General features: G+C 33.2%; 22 protein-coding genes and 1 pseudogene. 9 read left to right on the forward strand and 14 right to left on the reverse strand.

Annotated elements, in window-relative coordinates; genetic code table 11:
- Positions 1–35 precede the first annotated feature (35 nt).
- Together LNP27_RS05360 and LNP27_RS05365 are read left to right on the forward strand one after the other, a co-directional pair.
- A pseudogene (locus LNP27_RS05360) lies at positions 36–2344 on the forward strand (cation:proton antiporter domain-containing protein).
- 1 nt (position 2345) lies between these two features.
- Positions 2346–2675: a DMT family transporter gene (locus LNP27_RS05365; protein ID WP_229943549.1), complete on the forward strand. Its 330-nt coding sequence runs from the start codon at positions 2346–2348 to the stop codon at positions 2673–2675.
- Between the two features lie 87 nt (positions 2676–2762).
- Here LNP27_RS05365 and frr read toward each other — a convergent pair whose 3' ends face one another.
- The 3 genes from frr to LNP27_RS05380 all read right to left on the reverse strand — a co-directional run bounded on the left by frr (position 2763) and on the right by LNP27_RS05380 (position 4925).
- A complete protein-coding gene (gene frr / locus LNP27_RS05370) occupies positions 2763–3326 on the reverse strand; it encodes a ribosome recycling factor (protein WP_229943550.1) in 564 nt (187 codons plus the stop codon).
- A gap of 44 nt (positions 3327–3370) precedes the next feature.
- Positions 3371–4078 carry a UMP kinase gene (pyrH, locus tag LNP27_RS05375; protein ID WP_229943551.1) on the reverse strand — a complete coding sequence of 236 codons (708 nt, stop codon included), beginning with the start codon at positions 4076–4078 and terminating at the stop codon, positions 3371–3373.
- A gap of 67 nt (positions 4079–4145) precedes the next feature.
- Positions 4146–4925 (reverse strand): patatin-like phospholipase family protein, encoded by a 780-nt coding sequence (locus LNP27_RS05380; RefSeq protein ID WP_229943553.1) that lies wholly within the window; start codon positions 4923–4925, stop codon positions 4146–4148.
- 105 nt (positions 4926–5030) lie between these two features.
- Here LNP27_RS05380 and LNP27_RS05385 point away from each other — a divergent pair, with 105 nt between their 5' ends.
- Entirely contained in the window at positions 5031–5636 is a 606-nt protein-coding gene (locus LNP27_RS05385) for a thioredoxin family protein (RefSeq protein WP_229943555.1), read from the forward strand.
- A gap of 373 nt (positions 5637–6009) precedes the next feature.
- On the opposite strand, the gene LNP27_RS05390 is transcribed toward LNP27_RS05385, so the two are convergent.
- From LNP27_RS05390 to LNP27_RS05410, 5 genes are read right to left on the reverse strand one after another with little or no spacing between them, the layout of a single operon-like run.
- The gene (locus LNP27_RS05390) at positions 6010–6549 is read right to left on the reverse strand and encodes a hypothetical protein (protein ID WP_229943556.1); all 540 of its coding nucleotides are present in this window, start codon (positions 6547–6549) and stop codon (positions 6010–6012) included.
- Positions 6542–7243: a tRNA pseudouridine(55) synthase TruB gene (truB, locus tag LNP27_RS05395; protein ID WP_229943558.1), complete on the reverse strand. Its 702-nt coding sequence runs from the start codon at positions 7241–7243 to the stop codon at positions 6542–6544. The genes LNP27_RS05390 and truB overlap by 8 nt, the downstream gene beginning before the upstream one ends.
- 6 nt (positions 7244–7249) lie before the next feature.
- Positions 7250–8059: an undecaprenyl-diphosphate phosphatase gene (locus LNP27_RS05400; protein ID WP_229943560.1), complete on the reverse strand. Its 810-nt coding sequence runs from the start codon at positions 8057–8059 to the stop codon at positions 7250–7252.
- Positions 8060–8302, reverse strand: coding sequence for a DUF3098 domain-containing protein (locus LNP27_RS05405; RefSeq protein ID WP_229943562.1), 243 nt, complete (start codon positions 8300–8302; stop codon positions 8060–8062).
- 49 nt (positions 8303–8351) lie between these two features.
- Complete coding sequence (locus LNP27_RS05410; RefSeq protein ID WP_229943564.1) at positions 8352–9227, reverse strand: cell division protein FtsX; 876 nt, start codon at positions 9225–9227, stop codon at positions 8352–8354.
- A gap of 170 nt (positions 9228–9397) precedes the next feature.
- Between LNP27_RS05410 and LNP27_RS05415 the strand changes: the two genes are divergently transcribed.
- Positions 9398–12421, forward strand: coding sequence for a leucine--tRNA ligase (locus LNP27_RS05415; RefSeq protein WP_229944036.1), 3024 nt, complete (start codon positions 9398–9400; stop codon positions 12419–12421).
- Between the two features lie 249 nt (positions 12422–12670).
- The gene (locus LNP27_RS05420; protein ID WP_229944037.1) at positions 12671–13360 is read left to right on the forward strand and encodes a zinc metallopeptidase; all 690 of its coding nucleotides are present in this window, start codon (positions 12671–12673) and stop codon (positions 13358–13360) included.
- Positions 13361–13533: 173 nt separating this feature from the next.
- Here the strand turns inward: LNP27_RS05420 and LNP27_RS05425 are convergent, their stop codons facing one another.
- Positions 13534–14283 (reverse strand): uroporphyrinogen-III synthase, encoded by a 750-nt coding sequence (locus LNP27_RS05425; RefSeq protein ID WP_229943565.1) that lies wholly within the window; start codon positions 14281–14283, stop codon positions 13534–13536.
- Positions 14284–14296: 13 nt separating this feature from the next.
- Positions 14297–14968 (reverse strand): DUF4271 domain-containing protein, encoded by a 672-nt coding sequence (locus LNP27_RS05430; protein WP_229943566.1) that lies wholly within the window; start codon positions 14966–14968, stop codon positions 14297–14299.
- Between the two features lie 103 nt (positions 14969–15071).
- On the opposite strand from LNP27_RS05430, the gene LNP27_RS05435 reads away from it, so the two are divergent.
- From LNP27_RS05435 to LNP27_RS05445, 3 genes are read left to right on the forward strand one after another with little or no spacing between them, the layout of a single operon-like run.
- Positions 15072–15797, forward strand: a complete 726-nt coding sequence (locus LNP27_RS05435) for a polyprenol monophosphomannose synthase (protein WP_229943568.1) — start codon at positions 15072–15074, stop codon at positions 15795–15797.
- A 12-nt stretch (positions 15798–15809) separates the two neighbouring features.
- Entirely contained in the window at positions 15810–17150 is a 1341-nt protein-coding gene (locus tag LNP27_RS05440; RefSeq protein ID WP_229943569.1) for a dihydroorotase, read from the forward strand.
- A 12-nt stretch (positions 17151–17162) separates the two neighbouring features.
- Entirely contained in the window at positions 17163–17654 is a 492-nt protein-coding gene (locus LNP27_RS05445) for a DUF4296 domain-containing protein (protein WP_229943570.1), read from the forward strand.
- 7 nt (positions 17655–17661) lie between these two features.
- Here LNP27_RS05445 and LNP27_RS05450 read toward each other — a convergent pair whose 3' ends face one another.
- Positions 17662–18669: an NAD-dependent epimerase/dehydratase family protein gene (locus LNP27_RS05450; protein WP_229943571.1), complete on the reverse strand. Its 1008-nt coding sequence runs from the start codon at positions 18667–18669 to the stop codon at positions 17662–17664.
- Between the two features lie 242 nt (positions 18670–18911).
- Here LNP27_RS05450 and tyrS point away from each other — a divergent pair, with 242 nt between their 5' ends.
- Complete coding sequence (gene tyrS, locus LNP27_RS05455) at positions 18912–20204, forward strand: tyrosine--tRNA ligase (protein WP_229943572.1); 1293 nt, start codon at positions 18912–18914, stop codon at positions 20202–20204.
- 1 nt (position 20205) lies between these two features.
- Here the strand turns inward: tyrS and LNP27_RS05460 are convergent, their stop codons facing one another.
- From LNP27_RS05460 to LNP27_RS05470, 3 genes are all read right to left on the reverse strand, one after another.
- On the reverse strand, positions 20206–21186 hold the full coding sequence (locus LNP27_RS05460; RefSeq protein ID WP_229943573.1) for a LuxE/PaaK family acyltransferase: 981 nt from the start codon (positions 21184–21186) through the stop codon (positions 20206–20208).
- Positions 21187–21311: 125 nt separating this feature from the next.
- On the reverse strand, positions 21312–21650 hold the full coding sequence (locus LNP27_RS05465; RefSeq protein WP_229943574.1) for a T9SS type A sorting domain-containing protein: 339 nt from the start codon (positions 21648–21650) through the stop codon (positions 21312–21314).
- A gap of 105 nt (positions 21651–21755) precedes the next feature.
- Positions 21756–22967 carry a hypothetical protein gene (locus LNP27_RS05470; protein ID WP_229943575.1) on the reverse strand — a complete coding sequence of 404 codons (1212 nt, stop codon included), beginning with the start codon at positions 22965–22967 and terminating at the stop codon, positions 21756–21758.
- Between the last annotated feature and the right edge of the window lie 132 nt (positions 22968–23099).

A 23099-nucleotide genomic window follows, 5' to 3' on the forward strand; every position in this document is an offset into this window, starting at 1 on the left:
GTATTTGAATTAGAGATTATTAGTGAAAATTGTGTATGAAAAAATATAAAAACACGGCTTTTTATTTCGGTGTAACAGGTGGTTTTTCTGCTTTAATTTATTGGATTATTAGTAAAGGCAAGTTGTTAGAAGCAAGTAAAACTATTGAAACTCCCGAAAGTGGCAACGGTTCTTGGAATGATTTTTTAGCTTCCATGCAGCATAATTTTCAAGATCCTCTAGCTATCCTTTTGGCACAAATTGTAACTATAATTCTTGTTGCTCGTTTTTTTGGATGGGTTTTTAAGAAAATTGGGCAACCGTCCGTTATCGGGGAGATTATAAGAAAATTGGGCAACCGTCCGTTATCGGGGAGATTATTGCTGGAATTGTACTAGGTCCTTCTTTGTTAGGTATGTATTTTCCAGAATTTTCAGCGGCTCTATTTCCGGTAGAATCTTTAGGGAACTTAAAGTTTTTAAGTCAGATAGGTTTGATTCTTTTCATGTTTGTAATTGGGATGGAATTATATATGAAAGTCTTAAAAAATAAGGCGAATGAAGCAATAGTGATTAGTCATGCCAGTATTGTAATCCCTTTTGCGCTGGGAATTGGTCTGGCTTATTTTGTATATGATCAATTTGCTCCCGAAGGAGTGAAGTTTCTTTCTTTTAGTTTATTTATGGGAATTGCGTTAAGTATCACTGCTTTTCCCGTTCTAGCTCGAATCGTGCAGGAAAGGGGAATTCATAAAACAAAATTAGGAGCGATAGTAATTACCTGTGCTGCCGCAGATGACATTACTGCTTGGTGTATTTTAGCAGTTGTAATTGCCATTGTGAAAGCCGGAACGTTCGTTAGTTCCTTGTATATTATTTCGCTTGCAATACTGTATGTGATGGTTATGATTTTCATCGTTAAACCATTTTTAAAAAGGATAGGTGATTTATACGGTTCAAAAGAGAGTATTGGTAAACCTGTTGTTGCTATCTTTTTCTTAGTATTAATTATGTCTTCGTACGCAACCGAGGTTATAGGGATTCATGCACTTTTTGGAGCATTTATGGCTGGTGCAATTATGCCAGATGTTCCTAAATTTAGATCTATTTTTATTGAAAAAGTCGAGGATGTTGCTTTAATTTTATTACTTCCTCTGTTTTTCGTTTTTACTGGTTTAAAAACAGAAATTGGATTGTTAAACGATCCATATCTTTGGAAAGTAACTGGATTTATTATTTTAGTTGCTGTTACTGGAAAATTTCTAGGAAGTGCTTTAGCCGCTAAATTTGTTGGACAAAGTTGGCGCGATAGTTTAACAATTGGTGCCTTAATGAATACTAGAGGTTTGATGGAATTAATCGTTTTAAACATTGGATTAGAACTTAAAGTGTTGACTCCTGAAGTTTTTACTATGATGGTTATCATGGCATTAGTAACAACATTTATGACTGGTCCAGCTTTAGATTTGATTAATTTTATTTTTAAAACGAAAGATGGCGATCAAGTTATTCAAGCCGCAAATTTTAGTAAATACCGAATCTTAATTTCGTTTGGAAATAATGAAAAAGGAAAATCCTTATTGCGATTAGCGAATAGTTTTATAAAAAAACAAAAAGGAGAATCTTGTATTACTGTTATGCACTTGTCGTTGAGTGATGAGGTGCATTCTTTTAATTTAGAAGATAAAGAGAAAATTATTTTTCGTCCTATTGTTGAACAATCAAAATTATTAAATCAAGAAATAAAGACAATTTTCAAAGCGGCAGTTGATATAGAGAGTGAAATTGCTGAAGTTGCAAATCAAGGAGATTACGACTTGTTGTTAGTTGGTTTAGGGAAATCAATTTTTGAAGGAACTATTCTGGGAAAAGTTATTGGATTCACAACCAGAATTATTAATCCGGATCGATTGATTGATAAGTTTACCGGAAAGGAAGGTTTGTTCGAAAACTCTCCTTTTGATGAAAGAACAAGGCAGATTATTTCGAAAACTAAGATGCCAATAGGGATTTTGATCGATAAGGATTTACAAGCTGTCGAACGTGTTTTTATCCCAATCTTTCGTACCGAAGATTCATTTTTGATCGAATATGCGCAGAAATTAATTTTTAATAACAATTCCGAAGTTGTAATTTTGGATGCAAATGGACATCTTCAAACTAATTTTGTTATGAAAAGCGCGCTCGATTCTTTAGAGCAGAAATACCCGAATAACATAAGTTTGATTTCTAGTCAAAAAATTGAAAAGGAATTTTTAGAGCAACAGGATTTAATGTTAATTAGTCTCGAAAGTTGGAAGCAATTAGTAGATTCAAGAATAATCTGGCTGAGTGAAGTACCTTCAGTCTTAATTTTAAAACAGTAATATGAATTGGATTTTATTGATTATTGGTGGTCTTTTTGAAGTTGGTTTTGCCACCTGTTTAGGGAAAGCCAAAGAAACTTCGGGTACGACATCAACGTTGTGGTTGTTAGGATTTTTAACATGTTTGGCGATAAGTATGCTATTGCTTTATAAGGCGACACAAACACTACCTATAGGAACGGCTTACGCGGTTTGGACTGGAATAGGAGCCGTAGGAACAGTGTTAGTTGGGATTTTTGTATTTAAAGAACCTGCTGATTTCTGGAGAATATTTTTTATCACAACACTAATTAGTTCAATAATTGGACTGAAATTTGTTTCAAATACGTAGGTTTTTGCGTGATTGAAAATGCAAAAAAAATCCGTCTTTAAAAACTTAAGTTTTATCAAGACGGATTTTTTAATTATTTCAAGTTGCTTAAACCTTCATGATTTCAGCTTCTTTTTGAACTAGCAGTTCGTCAATTTTTTTGATAAAAGCATTAGTTAAGTTTTGAACTTCTTCTTCAGCACTTTTGCAAATGTCTTCAGATGTTCCGTCTTTTTCTAATTTTTTAATATCAGTATTAGCATCTTTACGAGCGTTTCTGATACCTACTTTAGCATCCTCAGATTCTACTTTAGCTTGTTTAGCAAGTTCACGTCTTCTTTCTTCAGTTAATGCGGGAACACTAATGATAATTACATCGCCATTGTTCATTGGGTTAAACCCGATATTTGCAATCATAATTGCTTTTTCGATTGCTTGTAGCATGTTTTTTTCAAAAGGCTGCAAAGTAATTGTTCTCGCATCAGGAACGCTAATTTTAGAAACTTGTGAAAGTGGAGTTGCTGATCCGTAATAATCTACAAAAACACTCCCAAGCATTGCCGGAGATGCTTTTCCAGCACGGATATTCAAAAATTCCTTTTCTAAATGCGCAACAGAACCTGTCATAGATTCTTTGGTACTATCTAATATAAATTCAATTTCTTCAGTCATTTCTTTAAAATTTTAGCTCTTTATATTCTAAATCTATTTAATGATTAAATGTTTACTACGGTTCCTATGTTTTGTCCTTCGCAAATTTTTAATAGATTCCCTTCAGTGTTCATGTCAAAAACAACAATTGGTAGTTTGTTTTCTTGGCTCAAGGTAAATGCAGTGGTGTCCATTACATTAAGTCCTTTTTTAAGTACGTCTTCAAATGAAATAAAATCAAATTTAACAGCACTTGCATTTTTTTCTGGATCACAATCGTAAACTCCATCTACTCTTGTTCCTTTTAGGATAACATCAGCATTGATTTCTATTCCACGTAAAACTGCAGCAGTATCTGTTGTAAAATAAGGATTTCCTGTTCCTGCTCCAAAAATTACAATTCGCCCTTTTTCAAGATGACGGTCTGCTCTTCGTTTAATGTATGGTTCAGCGATAGACTCCATTTTTAACGCAGTTTGTAAACGGGTTTTCATCCCTTTTCCTTCTAATGCGCCTTGTAATGCCATTCCGTTGATAACAGTTGCAAGCATTCCCATGTAATCTCCTTGCACTCTGTCCATTCCTGCACTTGCTCCAGCAACTCCTCTAAAAATGTTTCCACCACCTATAACAATAGCGATTTCAATTCCTTTCTCGTGGATTTGCTTGATTTCATCAGCATATTCATCTAGTCTTTTAGGATCAATTCCGTATTGTAAATCACCCATTAAGGCTTCACCACTTAGTTTTAGAAGAATTCTTTTATATTTCATTTTGTGTTGTGTTGATTGGTGCAAATATAGACATATTCTGATTTTTAAAAATAGTGTTCCTTAAAATTTATAAATTAAGTTTTTCGTAGGATTCTTTTGCGGCTTCATAGCCAATTTTAAAAACCGCATCCATCTTAATTTTGTTAGTTTCAAAAGTGCTATAAAGCGACAAATCCTTTGGCTCAATAACCCAATCACAATTATTAAACTTATGCATATTTGAGTTTGCTGATAGTATGTCGAAAGCTCTAGTGGTAACTGCTTTTATCGAATTCAAATCTTTTGCTTCAATTTTTTGAATAGGACTTACATAGATACCTATTAGAGTTTCGCAGTGTCCTTGTAGGATATCCGTTGGAAAATGATTCAAAATGCCTCCATCACTGTATAAATTTCCTTTGATTTCGTACGGTGACATGATTCCAGGAAAGGCAGAAGAAGCTAATATGGCATCAACGATTTTAGTATCTGGACCAAAAACTTTTAATTTACCTCGTACCATATCGGTAGCAGTAATTTGTAACGGAATTTTTAATTCGCCTAATACGGCATCTTTAAAAATACTGTAAAAATAATGCTTGAATGATTCGGAGTCAATTAAGCCTGCTTTTTTAAAAGTGAGGTGTTTCCAGTGAAAAAGATAGATTGATTTAAAGAAGGTGAGAATTTCTTCGGGTGTTTTTCCCCAAGCGTATAATGCGCCAACGATTGAACCTGCACTCGTTCCAGCTATGCGATCTGGAATGATGTTTTGTTCTTCTAAAAACTTAATTACTCCGGCGTGTGCCAAACCTTTAGAACCGCCACCAGAAAGTATCAGTCCTATTGACTTTGTTTTTAAATCCATAATCTTTGTTTGGTATAAAATTACTCATTTTGTAGCTTTGAAAGTGATAAATATCACCTTTTAACCTCATTTTTATGGTAACTTTGTAAAAATTAATCTTGAATTATGAAAACTGCAATAGCTAAGGCATTATTTAATAGTCACCCTTATTTAGAATATAGAAAATTAGTTTCCGATTTATTATTGGAAAATAAATCAACAGGTAATGAACAATCGGATGATTTAACTAATTACAGTACACTGAACGAAACGAGAATGAATCGTTTAGATAAAACAATGAAAATAACAGATGAAAATAGTCTTAAACTAAAATCTTTAGAGAGAGAATATATCTGGTTGGTAATTTCGGAGGGCTGGTGCGGTGATGCCGCTCAATTGTTGCCAGTTGTTAATAAAATGGCAATAGAATCAGGAAAAATAGAGTTAAGAATTGTTTTGAGAGATGAGAATGAGGATTTAATGAATTTGTTTTTGACGAATAAATCAAAATCAATTCCAATCGTTATTATTGTTGATAAACAAACAGGAGAATTAATGGGCCATTGGGGGCCAAGACCTCAAGGTGCGATTGCTTTAATACAAGATTATAAAAAGGAGTTTGGTGTTGTTGACGAAACCGCAAAAACTAATTTACAACTGTGGTATTTACACGATAAAGGATTGAGTAGTCAGAAAGAAATAATTGATATGATGTTAGAAATAGAGTCGTAAACAATTATTTTTAGCAAATTAATATTTCAATGTAGTGATCGTATTTTATTTTTAAAATCAAATATTATTTCATAACTTAGTGATTTCTAACCAAGTCTATTATTTGATTTACTTTTTTATAGGTGTTTAAGTATTGTTTAACAATTTGAAAAACATCATTATGAAAAAATTATTCGAAAAAATTTATGATTACGTGTCCTATTTGCTATTCGGAGGTAAAAAAGTAGCAAATTATTAATCATGTTTCAATCTATTTAAAAAGGGAGAGTATGAATTAAAACTACTTTGATTTTTTACTAAAAAAAAACACATTGCAAATTCCTTTAGAGAGTTTGTAATGTGTTTTTTGTTTTTCTTAGTAGTCAAGCCTGATTTAAAAACTGATTAACGATATTCCTAAACTTATATTTCCGGAGGATTTTTGTTTATTTATAGGCAGAGCATAATGGTTCAGTTCGATAAAAAGTAATAAATCATCATTCTGTAGGCCTAGACTTATTTTTTTGTAGTCACCCATCAAATCTCCTCGACCTAAGGCTATAGCTTTTCCAAGCCCTAACTGTAGAGTAATTCTGCTTTCTTCTCCCACTTGTGGACTTAATCGAAAGTTGGCAAAAACAGGAACAACAACTAATTTGTCAGTCCATTCCCAATTGATTCCGCTGTGAATTCCTAGGCCAAGCCATTTTTTATAATGAACCCCATAACCCAGTTTTGTTCCTAAACCGTCAGGAACAAACCAAGAACCTTTTTTTTGGGTGTATTCATCTACGACATTCGCATCTGGATTTCCACGTAAAGCGATTGTAACGTCAAATTGCGTATAAATGAATTTGTTGCTTTGAGAATAAGCATTAAAACTTAATAGTATAAATAAAATTATAATTTTAAAGAATCTACGGGTTTTAAACATCCGTCGTCAAACTATCTTCAAAAGCGGTAACATCGATTCCGTCAATAACGTTGTAATCGCCAATTTTTGTTCGACGTAAAGCCGTTAAATGAGATCCTGAATTCATCGCTTTTCCAAAATCATACGCTAATGAACGTATATAAGTTCCTTTGCTACAAACTACCCTAAAATCGATTTCTGGAAGCGCAATTCTAGTTATTTCAAATTCGTGAATGGTAGTCTTTCTGAACGCAATTTCAATAATTTCTCCAGCACGCGCGTGTTCGTATAATCGAACACCATCTTTTTTTATCGCAGAATAAATAGGCGGTTTTTGATCTATTTCGCCAAGAAATTGTTTAATTGTTTCATGAATCAAATCCTCGTCAATGTGTGAAGTAGGATAGATTTGATCAATTTCAGTTTCTAAATCATATGATGGAGTAGTGGCTCCGATATAAAATGTTCCAGTATATTCTTTTGCTTGACCTTGAAGTTCAGTAATTCTTTTAGTAAATTTTCCGGTGCACACTAATAACAATCCAGTTGCTAGAGGATCTAAGGTTCCGGCGTGACCAATCTTAAATTTTTTTGGCAGACCAAGTTTGTTAATCAGCGCATATTTTAATTTATTAACTGCCTGAAAAGAAGTCCAATTCAAAGGTTTGTCAATAAGTATAATTTGGCCATTAAGATAATCTTCAACTGTATTCAAAGGAAATTATTTAAAATATGAAAAGTAAATCAATAGAAATAAACCAACAATGATTCGGTACCATCCCCAAGGTTTGAAACCGTATTTTTTGATAATTTCAATGAAAAATTTAATTGCGATAACGGCAACTATAAACGCAACGACATTGCCAATAAGGAATAACTGAATGTTCTCGTTAGACTTTAAAATCAATTCGTAACCCTTCATTTGTGAAGTTTCGTAGGTTTTCAAGAAAAGAGAATAACAAGTAACTGCCATCATGGTAGGTACTGCTAGAAAAAAAGAAAATTCTGCAGCTACATGACGCGTTAATCCTTGTTGCATTCCGCCAATTATTGATGCTGCTGAGCGACTTGTTCCTGGCATCATTGCTAAACATTGCCAAAAACCAATAGTTACTGCTTTTTTTATAGTAATATCTTCTTCTCTAACAACAGTTGGGTTTTTAAAACGACTGTCGATAAAAAGTAGAATTATTCCGCCTAGAATTAATACAATAGCAATAGGAATAGGATCTCCTAAAACGGCTTCGATCTTGTCATCAAATAATTTCCCTAATACTAGAGCTGGGATTACAGCACAAACGAGTTTAATATAAAAATTAAATTTAGTGAAATCGAAAAATTTCTTCCAGTACAAAGCAACTACAGCTAGAATGGCTCCAAATTGAATAGAAACTTGGAAAAGTTTTACAAAATCATCTTCTTGAATTCCAAAATAAGAACTAAGAAAAACCATGTGTGCAGTTGAGGAAATAGGAAGATATTCAGTTAATCCTTCTATTATAGCAATTAAAAATGCTTGTAAAGTATTCATTTATGCTTTTTTTGGATTTTTAAGAATGGCATAAATGGTTATCCCAAAACCTATTAAAACAGTGGTTGGTGCTAATCTAATTCTTCTGAAATTAAAGATAGCATCACTAAAAACATTTGGATCATCACTTCCGCCGCCTGACATTAGGATAAATCCTAAAGCGATAACTGCAATTCCAACTAGTAGAATTTTGTAATTTATGTTGTTAAATAGAAATTCAGATTTCTGTTCGTTATTTTTCATAATATCATTTAGAGGAATTAAGCAATCTCATTCCTAATTTTTAAATTATTTAATAAAGGTCGTCAGTTCTTAAATTCAAGAATCGTTGTGTTGCAGAATACGTGCTTAACCAAGTAATTAATACACCAACTCCTAAAACAGCTAGTAAAATCATTCCTATAGAAGCTTTATCATCTAATATACCAAGACCTGGAAAGTTGCTTTGTACATAAAGTAGTACTCCTATCAATGCTAAAACTGCTAAAACTGCTCCAATCATTCCTAATTTAATACTTCGCATTACAAAAGGTTTTCTGATGAAAGACTTTGTCGCACCAACCATTTGCATCGTTTTGATAATAAATCGATTTGAGTGAATAGATAAACGCAGTGAACTATTAATAAGTAGAACGGCGATTATAGCAAGAAATCCGCTGATTATTAAAATCCAAGAACTTACTTTTTTGATATTATCATTTACTAAATTCACTAATTGTTTATCGTAAACAATATCTGAAACCATAGCATTTTTACGTAAACTAGTTTCAATTTTTGCAATACTGTCCTTAACTACGTAGTCTGCTTTTAAGTGAATATCATATGAGTTTTGAAGTGGGTTTTCGCCAAGGAAGGTCATAAAGTCCTCGCCAATGATATCTGTATGCTGTTTTGCAGCTGCATCTTTTGCAACGAAATTGTAAGATTTTACAAAACGATTTGCTTTTAATTCCGTTCCAAAATTTTTCAAAATACTATCGTTAGCTTCATTTTTGAAAAATACTGTCATGGCAATATTTTCTCTGAAATCGTTAGCTAATTTTTTAGAATTTATGATAAAAAGACCTAAAATTCCCAATAGAAATAAAACTAAGAATACACTTAGTACTACTGAAAAATAGGAGGAAATTAATCGGCGTTTTTGAAAATTATCAAAGGAAGAGCTCATAGTTTATTGAAATTATTGGGTAAAAATAACAAAGAATTTCTTTATTTAAAGTTAATAACGCCCAAAGTTTCAACTTTCGTACAATAAACGTAAATTTGGCACCTGAAAATAGTCATTTCCAGAAATAAATGAAGCAAATGAGTAATTCTGTTACTCTGAATCCTATTATTATGAAGTACAACCCGAACGAAATTGAAGCCAAGTGGCAAAAATATTGGTTAGAAAATGAAACCTTTAAAGCCGAAAATAATTCAGAAAAACCAAAGTACTATGTACTAGATATGTTTCCTTATCCATCGGGAGCAGGATTGCACGTAGGACATCCACTTGGATACATCGCTTCTGACGTGTATTCTCGTTATAAAAGACACCAAGGTTTTAATGTTTTGCATCCAATGGGTTACGACAGTTTCGGATTGCCTGCGGAACAATATGCAATACAAACGGGTCAGCGTCCGGAAGATACGACTTCGGTAAATATTGACGGAGGCGTGGATAAAGAAGGAAATGAAATTGCCGGATACAGAAAGCAATTGGACAAAATTGGATTCTCCTTCGATTGGAGCAGAGAAGTGCGTACTTCAAATCCAGATTATTACAAACACACGCAGTGGATTTTTATCCAATTATTCAATTCTTGGTACAATAAAAACAGCGATAGAGCCGAAGATATTTCGACTTTGATAGCTATTTTTTCAGCAGAAGGAAATGCGAATGTCAATGCAGTTTGCGATGACAACATTCAAGAATTTGCTGCAAGTGAATGGACTGCTTTCGCAAAAGAACAACAAGAGAAGATTTTGCTGCAATATAGATTGACATATTTGGCCGAAACTGAAGTAAACTGGTGTCCGGGATTAGGAACCGTTTTAGCGAATGACGAAATTGTAAATGGTGTTTCAGAGCGTGGTGGTTTTACCGTAGTTCGAAAAAAAATGACGCAATGGAGTATGCGAATTTCAGCTTATGCAGAACGTCTCTTGCAAGGTTTGAATGACATTGATTGGAGCGAAAGCATCAAAGAAAGCCAAAGAAACTGGATTGGGAAGAGTGTTGGAGCGATGGTTTCGTTTAATGTGAAAAATCACAATGAAGTTATTTCTGTTTTTACAACTCGTCCTGATACCATATTTGGAGTAACGTTTATGACATTGGCACCAGAGCATGAATTGGTTGCAAAAATAACCACTCCAGATCAAAAAGGAGCTGTAGAATCCTACATCGAAAAAACATCAAAACGATCTGAAAGAGAACGTATGGCTGATGTAAAAACAATCTCGGGAGTTTTTACAGGAGCTTATGCTGAACATCCATTTACTAAAGAAGCAATTCCAGTTTGGATTGGAGATTATGTTCTCGCAGGTTACGGAACAGGTGCTGTGATGGCGGTTCCTTGCGGTGATGAGCGTGATTATGCTTTTGCCAATTTCTTCAAAGGTCAAAACGGAATGCAAGACATCAAGAATATTTTTGATAAAGATATTACTGAGGGCGCTTTCGGTTCTAAGGACGGATTTCAATTAATAGATTCTCATTTTTTAGACGGATTAGGATATAAAGAAGGAACTCAAAAAGTAATTGAAGGATTAGAAAAATTAAACCAAGGAAAAGGAAAAACCAATTACCGTTTGCGTGATGCCGTTTTTTCTCGTCAGCGTTATTGGGGAGAACCATTTCCAGTTTATTATGTGAATGGTTTGCCTCAAATGATTGATGCGAAATATTTGCCAATTGTTTTGCCAGAAGTAGAGAAATATCTTCCGACCGAAGATGGTTTGCCGCCATTAGGAAACGCAACTGTTTGGGCTTGGGACAATGTAAATAATAAAGTGGTTGATACGAATTTGGTCGATAACAAAACCATTTTCCCATTAGAATTGAATACCATGCCAGGTTGGGCTGGAAGTTCGTTTTACTGGATGCGTTATATGGATGCACACAACGAAAATGAGTTTGCTAGCAAAGAAGCCTTGTCGTATTGGGAAAGTGTCGATTTATATATTGGAGGAAATGAGCATGCAACAGGACATTTATTGTATTCTCGTTTTTGGAATAAATTCTTAAAGGATAAATGCTTTGCACCAACAGAGGAACCATTCAAAAAGCTGATCAATCAAGGAATGATTTTGGGAAATAGTGCTTTTGTTTATCGATTAAAAATTCAATTTTTAATTCAAAATGGAGGGAATACGGAAGATTTTACTAATATCTATCCAATTTTTATTTCTAGAAAATATAGAGATTTATTAACACATGGTCAAATTATTTCTGGGATTTCTGACAGATTAGACTCTTTACTTAAAATTTTAGAAACTGATTTTAGAAACGATTATAAAAACATACAAAGCTTTGAATCAATTATTTCATTTGATTCATTACATGTTGACGTTTCTTTTGTAAATTCTTCTGATGAACTGGATACACTTGCTTTTAAAAACTGGCGTTCAGATTATTCTGACGCAGAATTCATCACAGAAGAAAATGGAAAATACATAGTAGGTCGAGAAGTGGAGAAAATGTCAAAATCGAAATACAATGTAGTAACTCCGGATGATATTTGTAATGAATATGGAGCTGATACGCTGCGTTTGTATGAAATGTTCTTAGGACCATTGGAACAAGCAAAGCCATGGAATACCGCAGGAATTTCGGGAGTTTTTGGTTTTCTTAAAAAATTATGCCGTTTGTATTTTGATGATAATGGTATGGTTGTTACTGATGATGTACCAACAAAAGACAATTTAAAATCATTACACAAAACCATCAAAAAAGTAGCTGAAGATATTGAGAATTTCTCATTCAATACCTCGGTATCGCAGTTTATGATTTGTGTTAACGAATTGTCAACTCAAAATTGTCATTCTCGTGCCATTTTAGAGCCTTTAGCAGTTGTGATTTCGCCTTATGCACCGCATATTGCTGAAGAGTTATGGTCGTTATTAGGCCACGAAGGTTCAATTGCAACAGTTCCTTTTCCGGTTTTCGAACCAGCACATTTAATAGAAAGTGAAAAAGAATATCCTGTTTCTTTCAATGGAAAAATGCGTTTCACAATCAAATTGCCTTTGGATTTAACCAAAGAACAAATTGAGGAAATCGTAATGAAAGATGAAAGAACGCAAAAACAATTAGAAGGTAGAACACCAAATAAAGTAATTATCGTTCCAGGAAAAATTATAAACTTGGTGGGTTAGTACGACTATAAATTTGCTAAAGCTGTTAAAAGTATAAGTTTTTGACCACAGATTGTGCTAATTTTTATAAATTGGTATAATCTGTGGTTGTTTTTTTTTACTAATTAAACAAGAATTGATTCATTAGATTGATCGAAATGTTTTTTTAGTATCAATTTAACGAATGTCAATATGGCATTTTTTAAATTTGGTTCACAATTTGATGGTTTATTTGCAACTATAAAAATAAAAATAAAAAAAAACAGAAATATGGGAATGGGATATTTGATTCTTGCTGGAGCAATTATGCTTTTCAGCTGGTTAGTAAGTTCGAGGCTAAAAAGTAAATTCGAACATTATTCTAAATTGCAACTGCAAAACGGGATGTCAGGTGCTGAAATTGCTGAAAAAATGCTTGCTGATAATGGAATTCGTGACGTGAGAGTAATATCAACTCCAGGTCGTTTGACGGATCACTACAATCCTGCTGATAAAACAGTTAATTTGAGTGAAGCGGTTTATAATCAGCGAAATGCTGCTGCTGCTGCAGTTGCAGCGCACGAATGTGGACACGCTGTGCAACATGCTGTGGGTTATCAATGGTTAACTATGCGTTCTAAATTAGTGCCAGTAGTTAACGTAGCTTCGACGTACATGCAGTGGATTCTACTTGGCGGAATTTTGATGATGAAAACTTTTCCACAATTATTATTAGTGGGAATTATAATTTTTGCAGCAACTACTTTATTTTCAATTGTAACTTTACCGGTCGAATATGACGCGAGTAATCGTGCATTAGCTTGGTTAGAAAACAAAAGAATGCTTACAACACAAGAGCAAGCTGGCGCAAAAGACTCGCTAAAATGGGCTGCTAGGACTTACGTTGTGGCTGCTTTAGGGTCTATTGCAACGTTATTGTACTACGTGTCAATTTATATGGGAGGAAGTAGAAGAGACTAGTCCTTTACTATTCACAATTGCATAAAATCCAAACTCCACTTTGCTGGGGTTTGGATTTTTTTTATGCTAAAAAGTAAGAGATTTTTTTTAGAAAGAAATCTACAATTTTAAAACAAAAAAAAAGCCATTCGTATTAGGAGTGGCTTTGATTTATTTTAAAAAAAAATATTTTTTTATTTAGTTTTATTTGCTTCAACAATGTATTTTTCTAATGCCATTGTCATAGAAGGTGTTGAAGGCGTAGGAGCAAGAATATCAACTCTTAAACCATGATCCAATGCTTCTTTTTGAGTAGTACTTCCAAAAACTGCAATTCGTGTATTGTTTTGTTCGAAGTCTGGAAAGTTCATAAATAGCGACTTGATTCCTGTTGGACTAAAGAAAGCTAAAACATCATAATAAACATCAGCAAGATCAGATAAGTCACTCATTACTGTCTTGTAAAAAACAGCTGGTGTCCAATCTACTTTTAATGCATTAAGTGTTACTGTTGCGTCAGCATTTAATTGATCTGAAGCAGGTAGTAAGAATTTTTCGTCCTTGTATTTTTTTATCAATGGAGATAAATCAGCAAAATCTTTTGGTCCAACATAGATTTTACGTTTTCTATACACTACATATTTTTGCAAATAAAAAGCTATAGCTTCTGATTGACAGAAATACTTTAATCCTTCAGGTACTTTAAAGCGCATTTCATCCGCTACTCTAAAAAAGTGATCAACAGCATTTTTACTTGTTAAAATAATTGCAGAGTAATTATTAAGATCGACTTTTTGAAGTCTAATCTCTTTTGCATTAACTCCTTCTACATGAATAAAAGGTCTGAAATCAATTTTTACTTTATGCTTTTGTTGAAGTTCAAAGTAAGGTGAATTTTCGACCTTAGGTTCAGGTTGTGACACCAAAATTGTTTTCACTTTCATATTTTCACTTTTTCTAAGCATTTCCTTTTGTAAACCAATAATACATAAAATAATAGGGTGCTATTTCAAGAGCGCAAAGATATAAAATAAAGTAAAACAACTTACTGAATATTAGGTTTTGATAATTTTTTATTGAAATCAAATAAGTTAACATGTTTATTATCAATATTATAGCAATAATAAGAAGTGGAATATTTTTTGAAATTGAATCGTAATAGAAGAGAATTATGTTAAACGGCAGTATAAATAGCCCAATATAGGTTCTGTAAGTAACTTTTTGGAGATTGAATTGCTCCATAAATTCTTCAATATTAAACGATGTTGCGATTATTTTTTCGATCAAGTATTTGGATAAAATAAAGAAAACTAAAAGCGTGACTATCTGGATATATAATAGCCAATCTGTTTTTGAGGCATGGCCAAAATAACTAAGGGTTATTTGTATGAAAAAGGCAAGAGAAATAACTTGAACTAGAAACAGAGATAAGGTGAAGGTGCTTTTTAAATTGGTACTGTCTTTATAAACTTTAATATATTTGTTTGAATAAATTAGGTTCGCGAAATCAGCAAATCGATTTTCAAAAACAGATTTTGTAACTGCTATTATAGCAAATGATAAAACAAAAAGTACTGTTGCCCAGTCTTTGCTGTCTAATATTCTAGGATGAAGTATAGTTTCGATCATAACGCTGCAAAATTACTAATTTTTCTATCATTCTTTTTATTATAATTTTATTAAGGTACAAATGGCATAAAAAGTTTACTTTTGCGGTGAAATTAGACCATATATGAATGATTGTATTGTTATAATCCCTACCTATAACGAAATTGAAAACATTGAAAGCATTATTCGATCGGTGCTTTCGCAACATAAACTTTTTCATATTCTAATTATTGACGATAATTCACCAGATCATACTGCTGATAAGGTTATTTTACTTCAATCGGAGTTTAAGGGAAGGTTGTTTTTGGAAAAAAGAGAAAAAAAATCAGGTTTAGGAACTGCTTATGTTCATGGTTTTAGATGGGCATTAGAAAGAAAGTATGAATTTATTTTCGAAATGGATGCAGATTTTTCTCACAATCCAAGTGATTTAGAAAAACTATACAACGCATGTCATTTTGGTGATGCAGATTTATCAATTGGATCTCGATATGTTACCGGAGTAAATGTTGTAAACTGGCCATTAAGTCGAGTGTTGATGTCGTATTTTGCTTCAGTATATGTCCGACTGGTAACTGGAATGAAAATTCATGACGCAACAGCCGGTTTTGTATGTTACAAAAGAAAAGTTTTGCAAGAAATAAATTTAGATAAGATAAAATTTGTTGGTTACGCCTTTCAAATCGAAATGAAATACAGAACGTATTGTAAAAAATTTCAAATTGTTGAGGTTCCAATTATTTTTACTGATAGAACAAAAGGGCAATCTAAAATGAGTAATTCAATTATTGTTGAAGCTGTTTTTGGAGTTATTGCGCTTAGATTAAAGAAATTAGTTAACACATTATAAGAAATAAAAACGATGAACAGGGTTTTAATTAAGAATGCCAAAATAGTAAATGAAGGGGTGATTTTTGAAGGCGATGTATTAATTGAGGATGACTTAATTGTTGAAATTTCAGAGACGATCAGTGCTAAATCACCTGATTGTAAGATTATCGATGCTGAGGGAAATTATTTAATTCCTGGTGCAATTGATGATCAAGTACATTTTAGAGAGCCAGGATTAACGTATAAAGGAGATATAGAATCAGAGTCTAGGGCTGCAGTTGCGGGAGGAATTACTTCGTTTATTGAGCAACCTAACACGGTACCTAATGCCGTTACTCAAGAAATATTAGAGGAAAAATACCAGTTAGCTGCTGAAAAATCATACGCGAATTATTCGTTTATGATGGGAGCTACTAATGATAATTTAGATGAGGTTTTAAAAACGAATCCTAAGAATGTTGCTGGTATTAAAATATTTTTAGGTTCTTCAACTGGAAATATGTTAGTGGATAATGAAGCTACTCTTGAAAAAATATTTTCAAGTACTCCAATGCTTATTGCGGTACACTGTGAGGATGAAACTACAATAAAAAATAATTTAGAAAGGTATAAAGAAGAGTTTGGTGAGGATATTCCAGTTACAGCTCATCACTTGATTCGCAGTGAAGAAGCGTGTTATATCTCATCATCTAAAGCTGTTGCATTGGCAAAGAAAACAGGTGCACGTTTGCATATTTTCCACCTTTCGACTGCTAAGGAAATGGATTTGTTTACCAATAAAATCCCATTAGAAGACAAAAAAATTACTGCTGAGGTATGTATTCATCATTTGTGGTTTACTAATGACGACTATGCGACAAAAGGGAACTTGATTAAGTGGAATCCTGCTGTAAAAAGTGAAAATGACAGAAAAGTGCTTTGGGAAGCATTACTAGACGGTCGAATTGATGTGATAGCCACGGATCATGCTCCGCATACTTTAGAAGAGAAAAAACAGTCTTATTTAAAAGCTCCTTCTGGCGGTCCATTAGTGCAACATGCTGTTGTGGCTATGTTTGAGTCTTTTCATAGAGGACAAATAAGTGTAGAGAAAATTGTGGAGAAAATGTGTCACAATCCTGCCAAGATTTTCAAAATTGAAAAGCGTGGTTTTATTAAAGTAGGGTGTTATGCAGATTTAGTAATTGTAAATTCTGGATTACCTTGGAGTGTGAAAAAAGAAAATATTTTAGCTAAATGTGGATGGTCTCCATTTGAAGGGTTTACTTTTAAATCCAGAATTACTCATACTTTTGTAAATGGACAGTTAGTTTATACTGCGTTTAAAGTCAAAGATATTCGTGCAGGTAAACGCTTGTTATTTGAACGATAAAAGATAAGTTAGATGAGAAAAATAATCGTATTCTTAGCGGTATTAGCTCTTTTTGTAAGTTGTAAAGAGGAGCTAATAAAAAAACCAGAAAATCTTATTGACAAGAAGGTTATGGTAGATATTATCTATGATATTTCAATTTTAGATGCGATTCGAAATCAAAATCCAACGTCGATTGATAGTTTTAAAATTAATTCAAGAGATTTTATTTTTAAAAAATATAAAGTAGATAGCCTACAGTTTGTTAAAAGTAACGTGTATTACTCTGCTGATTATGAGAGCTACAAGCTAATGTTTGATGAAGTTGTAAAACGGGTAGATAAACAGAAAGTGGTTGCAGATTCCTTGGTTGTATTGGAACAAAATAAGAAAATAAAAAGCATTAAAAGCAAAAAACTTCCGAAAGCAGAAATAGCTATCGACACCGTCTCTAAAGCTAGAAAACCATTGGTGAGAAAAAATTTGGTAAAGGAATCGATTCTTAAAAAAGAGCCTTTAGAATAAAATATAATTAAGCTTTCAACTTTGAAATTACTTTGATATATTCCTTTATATCTGTAAATTCAATATGTAACGTGTCTTTTATTTTTTGATTGGAATATAGACTTTTTGAATAAGATGCTTTTGCCGTGGCTTTGGTAAATTCTCTTTTTTGTCCAAATACAATAGATAAAATCCAATCTATCCTCCAGACTAGTTCCATTAAATAAGGCTTCGCATGTTTTGTGGGTTTTTGCACTTGCAAAGCATCTGCGATACTATTTAAGATGTCTCTAAAAGTTATGTTGTTAGCAACTAGAGCAAATCGTTCGTTTTTGATATCGCTATTCATTAATGCGTTACAAATTCGCACTACATCGCTAACTGCTACAAATCCAGTAGTTCCAAGCGTGTAAAATGTCAGTCCTTCAACTACTTTTTTAAACAGTAATCCACTTCCTTGTTCTTGGAAACCTGGGCCAATAATTACACCTGGATTTATAATTAGTATTTTTAATCCTTCTTGTTGACCACGCCAAATCTCCATTTCGGCACCGTATTTAGAAATAGCATAATCGCTATGCGGTTTTTCTGGGTTCCATTCCGTTTCTTCGGTGATAATGGTTTCGTGTGCTGCTAAATCGCCAAGTGCCGCTATTGAGCTGAGATAACATAGTTTTTGAATGGAATTACTAAGGCAGAAATTGACAATATTAGCAGTTCCTTCAATATTAACTTTCCGAATTTTTTCTTCATCTTTTGGATCAAATGAAATAATTGCAGCACAATGATATACTTGAGTAATTCCGATAAAAGCAAGTTCCAAAGACGGAATATCAATGATGTCGGCTTGAATCCATTCGATAGCATCAAATAAATTGTTTTTTTTGTAAAGCTGAAACAACGACCTCGTTTTATTGATGCTTTCAGGAGTTCGGTATATGGCACGAATTTTCTCGCTCCCGATATTTCGAGATTCAATCAAATGAAGTAATAAATGTGCGCCTACTAAGCCTGTTCCTCCTGTTACTAAAATCATTTTGTAAATGTAATAAAATCATATGCAATGGCAATATCAAGGACAATAATCAATGGCAATTTTAAAAATTAAAAGTTTAAGCTCAACTTTATTTTAATTAGAATCTATTAGTTCTTTCCATGTGATTAATGATATTTATTTTTGAAATTGTCACTGAAATTGAATTTTGCCGCTGATATTATTATCTTTGCGAACACGAGGCCTTAATGGCTGAATTGACGAAAGTAAATTGATTAAAAAAGATGAAAAATTTTATTGAAGAAGTGACTTGGAGAGGAATGCTCCACGATGTTATGCCAGGCACAGAAGAACATTTGATGGAACAAATGCGTGTGGCGTATGTGGGTATTGACCCAACTGCCGATTCATTGCATATAGGGCATTTAGTTGGAGTAATGTTATTGAAGCATTTTCAATTGTCTGGACACAAACCATTAGCTTTAGTAGGTGGTGCAACAGGAATGATAGGTGATCCGTCAGGGAAATCTAACGAAAGAAATTTATTAGACGAGCCAACTCTACGTCATAACCAGGAAGCAATTAGAGCGCAATTGAGTCGTTTTCTTGATTTTACTTCGGATGCAGCAAATGCAGCTGAATTAGTAAATAATTACGACTGGATGAAGAATTTTTCTTTTCTGGATTTTATTCGCGATGTGGGTAAACATATCACTGTAAATTATATGATGGCCAAAGATTCAGTGAAGAAGCGTTTGACTTCTGAAGCTGCTGAAGGAATGTCGTTTACAGAGTTTACGTATCAATTAGTTCAAGGATATGATTTTTTGCATTTGTACAGAGATAAAAAATGTACGTTACAAATGGGTGGAAGTGACCAGTGGGGAAATATCACTACAGGAACTGAATTGGTGCGCAGAATCGCTAGTGGAAAGGCGTATGCTTTGACTTGCCCGTTGATTACAAAAGCAGATGGAACTAAATTCGGTAAATCTGAAGGAGGAAATATCTGGTTGGACGCAGCACGTACTTCACCTTATAAATTTTACCAATACTGGTTGAATACTTCAGATGTTGATGCTGAGAAATACATTAAGATTTTTACCTTTTTATCGAAAGAGGAAATAGAAGTTTTAACGGAGAAGCATAGAGAAACACCACATTTACGTTTGTTACAAAAACGTTTGGCTGAAGAAATTACAGTAATGGTACACTCAGCAGAAGATTTGGAAAATGCTATAAAAGCCTCAAATATTTTATTCGGAAATTCAACTTCAGATGATTTGAAACAATTGGACGAAGCTACTTTCTTAGATGTTTTTGACGGTGTTCCACAAGCTGAAATTGTAAGAACTGAAATAGAAACTGGAATTAATATAATTGATGTTTTAAACGAAAAAACAGGATTTTTTAAATCAAATGGTGAAGCAAGACGCGCTTTGACAGCTAATTCTATCTCAGTAAATAGAGAGAAAGTTGCAGAAGACTTTATACTTTCGAATAAAGATCTAATCAACAACCAATTTGTATTGTTGCAAAGTGGTAAGAAGAATTATTTTGTGGTTAGAATGGTTTAATTTACATTACCATCAAATTACAACCTCGAATATCCGAATTATCAAAACGTCCCAATACCTCGAAAGAGTTGTTGGGATTTTTTTTGCCCAAATCCTGAGTCGCTATAAAGGAACAAGAGTTAATATTAGCTAAGTCAATCACGTTGATTCCTCCTGTTTTTCCTTGAGGAATATAAGTCAAAGCATCTTCGGTATCGCGTATGAGTATTTGTATCCAAGAAGGGCATTCAAAAACCCCTTCGCGAAGAGAATAAGCTTGCGAAAGCAATTCGGTCATTCCGTATTCCGAATGAATAACCGATACGCCAAAGCCTTCGCAAAGTTGCTGATGCAATTCTTCTCGGATCATTTCTTTGCGTTTGCCTTTCATACCGCCAGTTTCCATGATGATAGTGTTCTGCAACTGAAATTGCTGTTTCTCGATTAGATCTAATAAGGCATAAGTAACTCCAATAAGAATTACATTTTGTCCTGCCTGATCTAATTCAATTAGTTTTTTAATCAATTCGTCATGATTGTGTAGGTAAAAACCACTTTCGGAATGATTGGAAAGTCGGATCAAATCTTCAACCATATAAATTAGAGAAGAACCTTCTCTTTCTAAATAAGAGGGTAACAAAGCTAAAACTACATAATTCTCTATGTTTCCATAAAACTGTGAGAAACCTTTACGGTAACTTTCTTCGTAAATTGAAGCATCAGTTACCAGATGTTTACTAGTTATTGTTCCAGTTGTTCCGCTGCTAGTAAAAGTTTCTTCAATAGCGTTAGTATTCGAAACTACGTTGTGACTTTTGAAAAATTGTATTGGCAAAAATGGAATTTGCTCTAGTGATTTCACTTTATGAGAATCTGTGTTCAAAAGTTCACAAAATTCACGATACACTATGTTGTTTTCGTACTGATAACGAAACACTTTTAAGGCAATCTTTTCAAATTGTTTTTGACTTGAAATAGCAAATATATCGGAGGTTGAAATCAAAATATTTTTTTTGCAAAAGTAATCAAAAAATGTCTTGGGTTTTTAGAAACGGATATTCTGATCGTAATTTATCCATAAAAAAAACTCTAAAATTAATTAGAGCTTTATTAATATTTTTTGGAGTATTATCGTATAATTAATTTCCGAGTAGCCGATGCTTCTTTTTCATTAATTTTTATAATGTAAACACCTGGACTCAAACTAGACACATTTAGTTCTCTTGAGCTCAATATCGTTTGTAGTACTTTCTTACCTAAAACATCAAAGATAATTATTTCTTTGTCAAAGTCATTTTTTGTAGAAATGTAAACTTTTCCATTACTCACAGGATTTGGGTACAAGTTTAAACCCTCTATTGTTGCGGTTTCTTGCGTTTTTGGTTGTTGCTTAATTTCTTGAGAACTAACGCTCATAGAAAATAAAAAAACCAATAAAGTAATAATATAAAAGTAGTTTTTTGCCATCAGATTAGTTTAAATAGTAAATATACAAAATAATATTCAAATATTGTACCAAAAAAAACATCCTGATTTCTCAGGATGTTTGATATAAATTAATCGGTGTGTTTTTTATAAATTCTCTAATAAATTAACGCCATCAACAATTGCCCATGCTCCAGGAGTCAATACTGCTCCAGAGGCTGATGTACTTGTTGTGAAGTTTGCAGGTAAAAATGAAACTGTAAAAAGTGCACCAGCACCCCATTGAGAAGTATTACTGTCTGTAATTTTTACATTTAGCATTTTTATTTTACCGGTAAGAACTTGATTAGTGTTTGTAGCAGCATCTTGTATTCTTACAGCAACAGCATTTGTTGTTGTAGTTCCTGAAGTTACACTATTTGTGTATCCTGAAATTACTACATTACTATATTCTCCATTTCCTTCTTTTTTGAATTGAATTGCATCAATTTCAAGTGGATTTCCAGCTTCAGTTGCAGTACCAGCAGCTCTTCTTAAAGTAATGTTAGATACTTTTGGGAAGAATGCATTGTTCACACTTTTTGACTCGATTTCCATTCCAAAATTTCCAGCTCCGGTTTGATAAGCATACCAGTTAGTATTTGCTTGACCTTGCCATCCATCTTGCCAGTCAAAAGAATCATCTGTGTTTCCGTAAGAAATAAGGTTTTTAGCACTTACAGTTCCACCGTAAAATTCAAAACCATCATCAGCTCCTTTGTAAGAAACAAGATTTTCTAATACAGTTCCTGAACCTACTGAATAAAATGAGAAACCATTCATCTCAGAGTTTCCGTCAAGGATTTTTTTACCTGCATATTCTACTCTTACATATTTCAAAGAACCACCATTATGAGCAGCATTTGTACCACCGTAAACAATGTTTGTTCCGTCTTCAGAAGTTGCGGTTGTAATAGGAGTTCCGTCAGCTGTTTTTCCAGAAACGATAGGAGCATCACCAAACATTATTATACCACCCCAAGAACCTGCAGTTTTAGATTTTTCAGTAAATACAACAGGTTCTGCTGCAGTTCCAGAAATATTTAATTTTCCGCCTTTTTCTACTAATAAAGCATCTGCACCGTCAGCTACATCAGCAGTGATAACTGAACCAGCTTCAAAAGTTAAAGTAGCATCACTTTTTACTCTAACAGTACCTTTTAGAATATATACCCCTTTTTTATAAGTTTTTGCTGCTGTGATATCTCCTGTGATTTCACCCGTTGCAGTCGGTGGAGTTGTTACTACATCGCCATCACTTGAAGTACAACTTGTAAAAACCAAGCTTAATAATGCAAGACTGAATACTAATTTTTTCATTTTTAATGATTTTAAAATTATAAGTTTTTTTGTTAATTATTTATGTCAAAAGTACTTCTGAGCTTCTGAAATTTAGTTATGTAATTGTTATTAAAGTATTATATAACAATGAATTTGATGTAAAGTTTATGT

It is taken from the genome of Flavobacterium galactosidilyticum (assembly GCF_020911945.1).
Classification (GTDB): Bacteria; Bacteroidota; Bacteroidia; order Flavobacteriales; family Flavobacteriaceae; genus Flavobacterium; species Flavobacterium galactosidilyticum.

Bases quoted from the DNA above. Each gene is read 5' to 3' on its own strand.
- LNP27_RS05365 (WP_229943549.1), top strand. From the start codon at position 2,346: ATGAATTGGATTTTATTGATTATTGGTGGTCTTTTTGAAGTTGGTTTT.
- frr (WP_229943550.1), bottom strand. From the start codon at position 3,326: ATGACTGAAGAAATTGAATTTATATTAGATAGTACCAAAGAATCTATG.
- pyrH (WP_229943551.1), bottom strand. From the start codon at position 4,078: ATGAAATATAAAAGAATTCTTCTAAAACTAAGTGGTGAAGCCTTAATG.
- LNP27_RS05380 (WP_229943553.1), bottom strand. From the start codon at position 4,925: ATGGATTTAAAAACAAAGTCAATAGGACTGATACTTTCTGGTGGCGGT.
- LNP27_RS05385 (WP_229943555.1), top strand. From the start codon at position 5,031: ATGAAAACTGCAATAGCTAAGGCATTATTTAATAGTCACCCTTATTTA.
- LNP27_RS05390 (WP_229943556.1), bottom strand. From the start codon at position 6,549: ATGTTTAAAACCCGTAGATTCTTTAAAATTATAATTTTATTTATACTA.
- LNP27_RS05400 (WP_229943560.1), bottom strand. From the start codon at position 8,059: ATGAATACTTTACAAGCATTTTTAATTGCTATAATAGAAGGATTAACT.
- LNP27_RS05405 (WP_229943562.1), bottom strand. From the start codon at position 8,302: ATGAAAAATAACGAACAGAAATCTGAATTTCTATTTAACAACATAAAT.
- LNP27_RS05410 (WP_229943564.1), bottom strand. From the start codon at position 9,227: ATGAGCTCTTCCTTTGATAATTTTCAAAAACGCCGATTAATTTCCTCC.
- LNP27_RS05415 (WP_229944036.1), top strand. From the start codon at position 9,398: ATGAAGTACAACCCGAACGAAATTGAAGCCAAGTGGCAAAAATATTGG.
- LNP27_RS05420 (WP_229944037.1), top strand. From the start codon at position 12,671: ATGGGAATGGGATATTTGATTCTTGCTGGAGCAATTATGCTTTTCAGC.
- LNP27_RS05425 (WP_229943565.1), bottom strand. From the start codon at position 14,283: ATGAAAGTGAAAACAATTTTGGTGTCACAACCTGAACCTAAGGTCGAA.
- LNP27_RS05430 (WP_229943566.1), bottom strand. From the start codon at position 14,968: ATGATCGAAACTATACTTCATCCTAGAATATTAGACAGCAAAGACTGG.
- LNP27_RS05435 (WP_229943568.1), top strand. From the start codon at position 15,072: ATGAATGATTGTATTGTTATAATCCCTACCTATAACGAAATTGAAAAC.
- LNP27_RS05440 (WP_229943569.1), top strand. From the start codon at position 15,810: ATGAACAGGGTTTTAATTAAGAATGCCAAAATAGTAAATGAAGGGGTG.
- LNP27_RS05445 (WP_229943570.1), top strand. From the start codon at position 17,163: ATGAGAAAAATAATCGTATTCTTAGCGGTATTAGCTCTTTTTGTAAGT.
- LNP27_RS05450 (WP_229943571.1), bottom strand. From the start codon at position 18,669: ATGATTTTAGTAACAGGAGGAACAGGCTTAGTAGGCGCACATTTATTA.
- tyrS (WP_229943572.1), top strand. From the start codon at position 18,912: ATGAAAAATTTTATTGAAGAAGTGACTTGGAGAGGAATGCTCCACGAT.
- LNP27_RS05465 (WP_229943574.1), bottom strand. From the start codon at position 21,650: ATGGCAAAAAACTACTTTTATATTATTACTTTATTGGTTTTTTTATTT.
- LNP27_RS05470 (WP_229943575.1), bottom strand. From the start codon at position 22,967: ATGAAAAAATTAGTATTCAGTCTTGCATTATTAAGCTTGGTTTTTACA.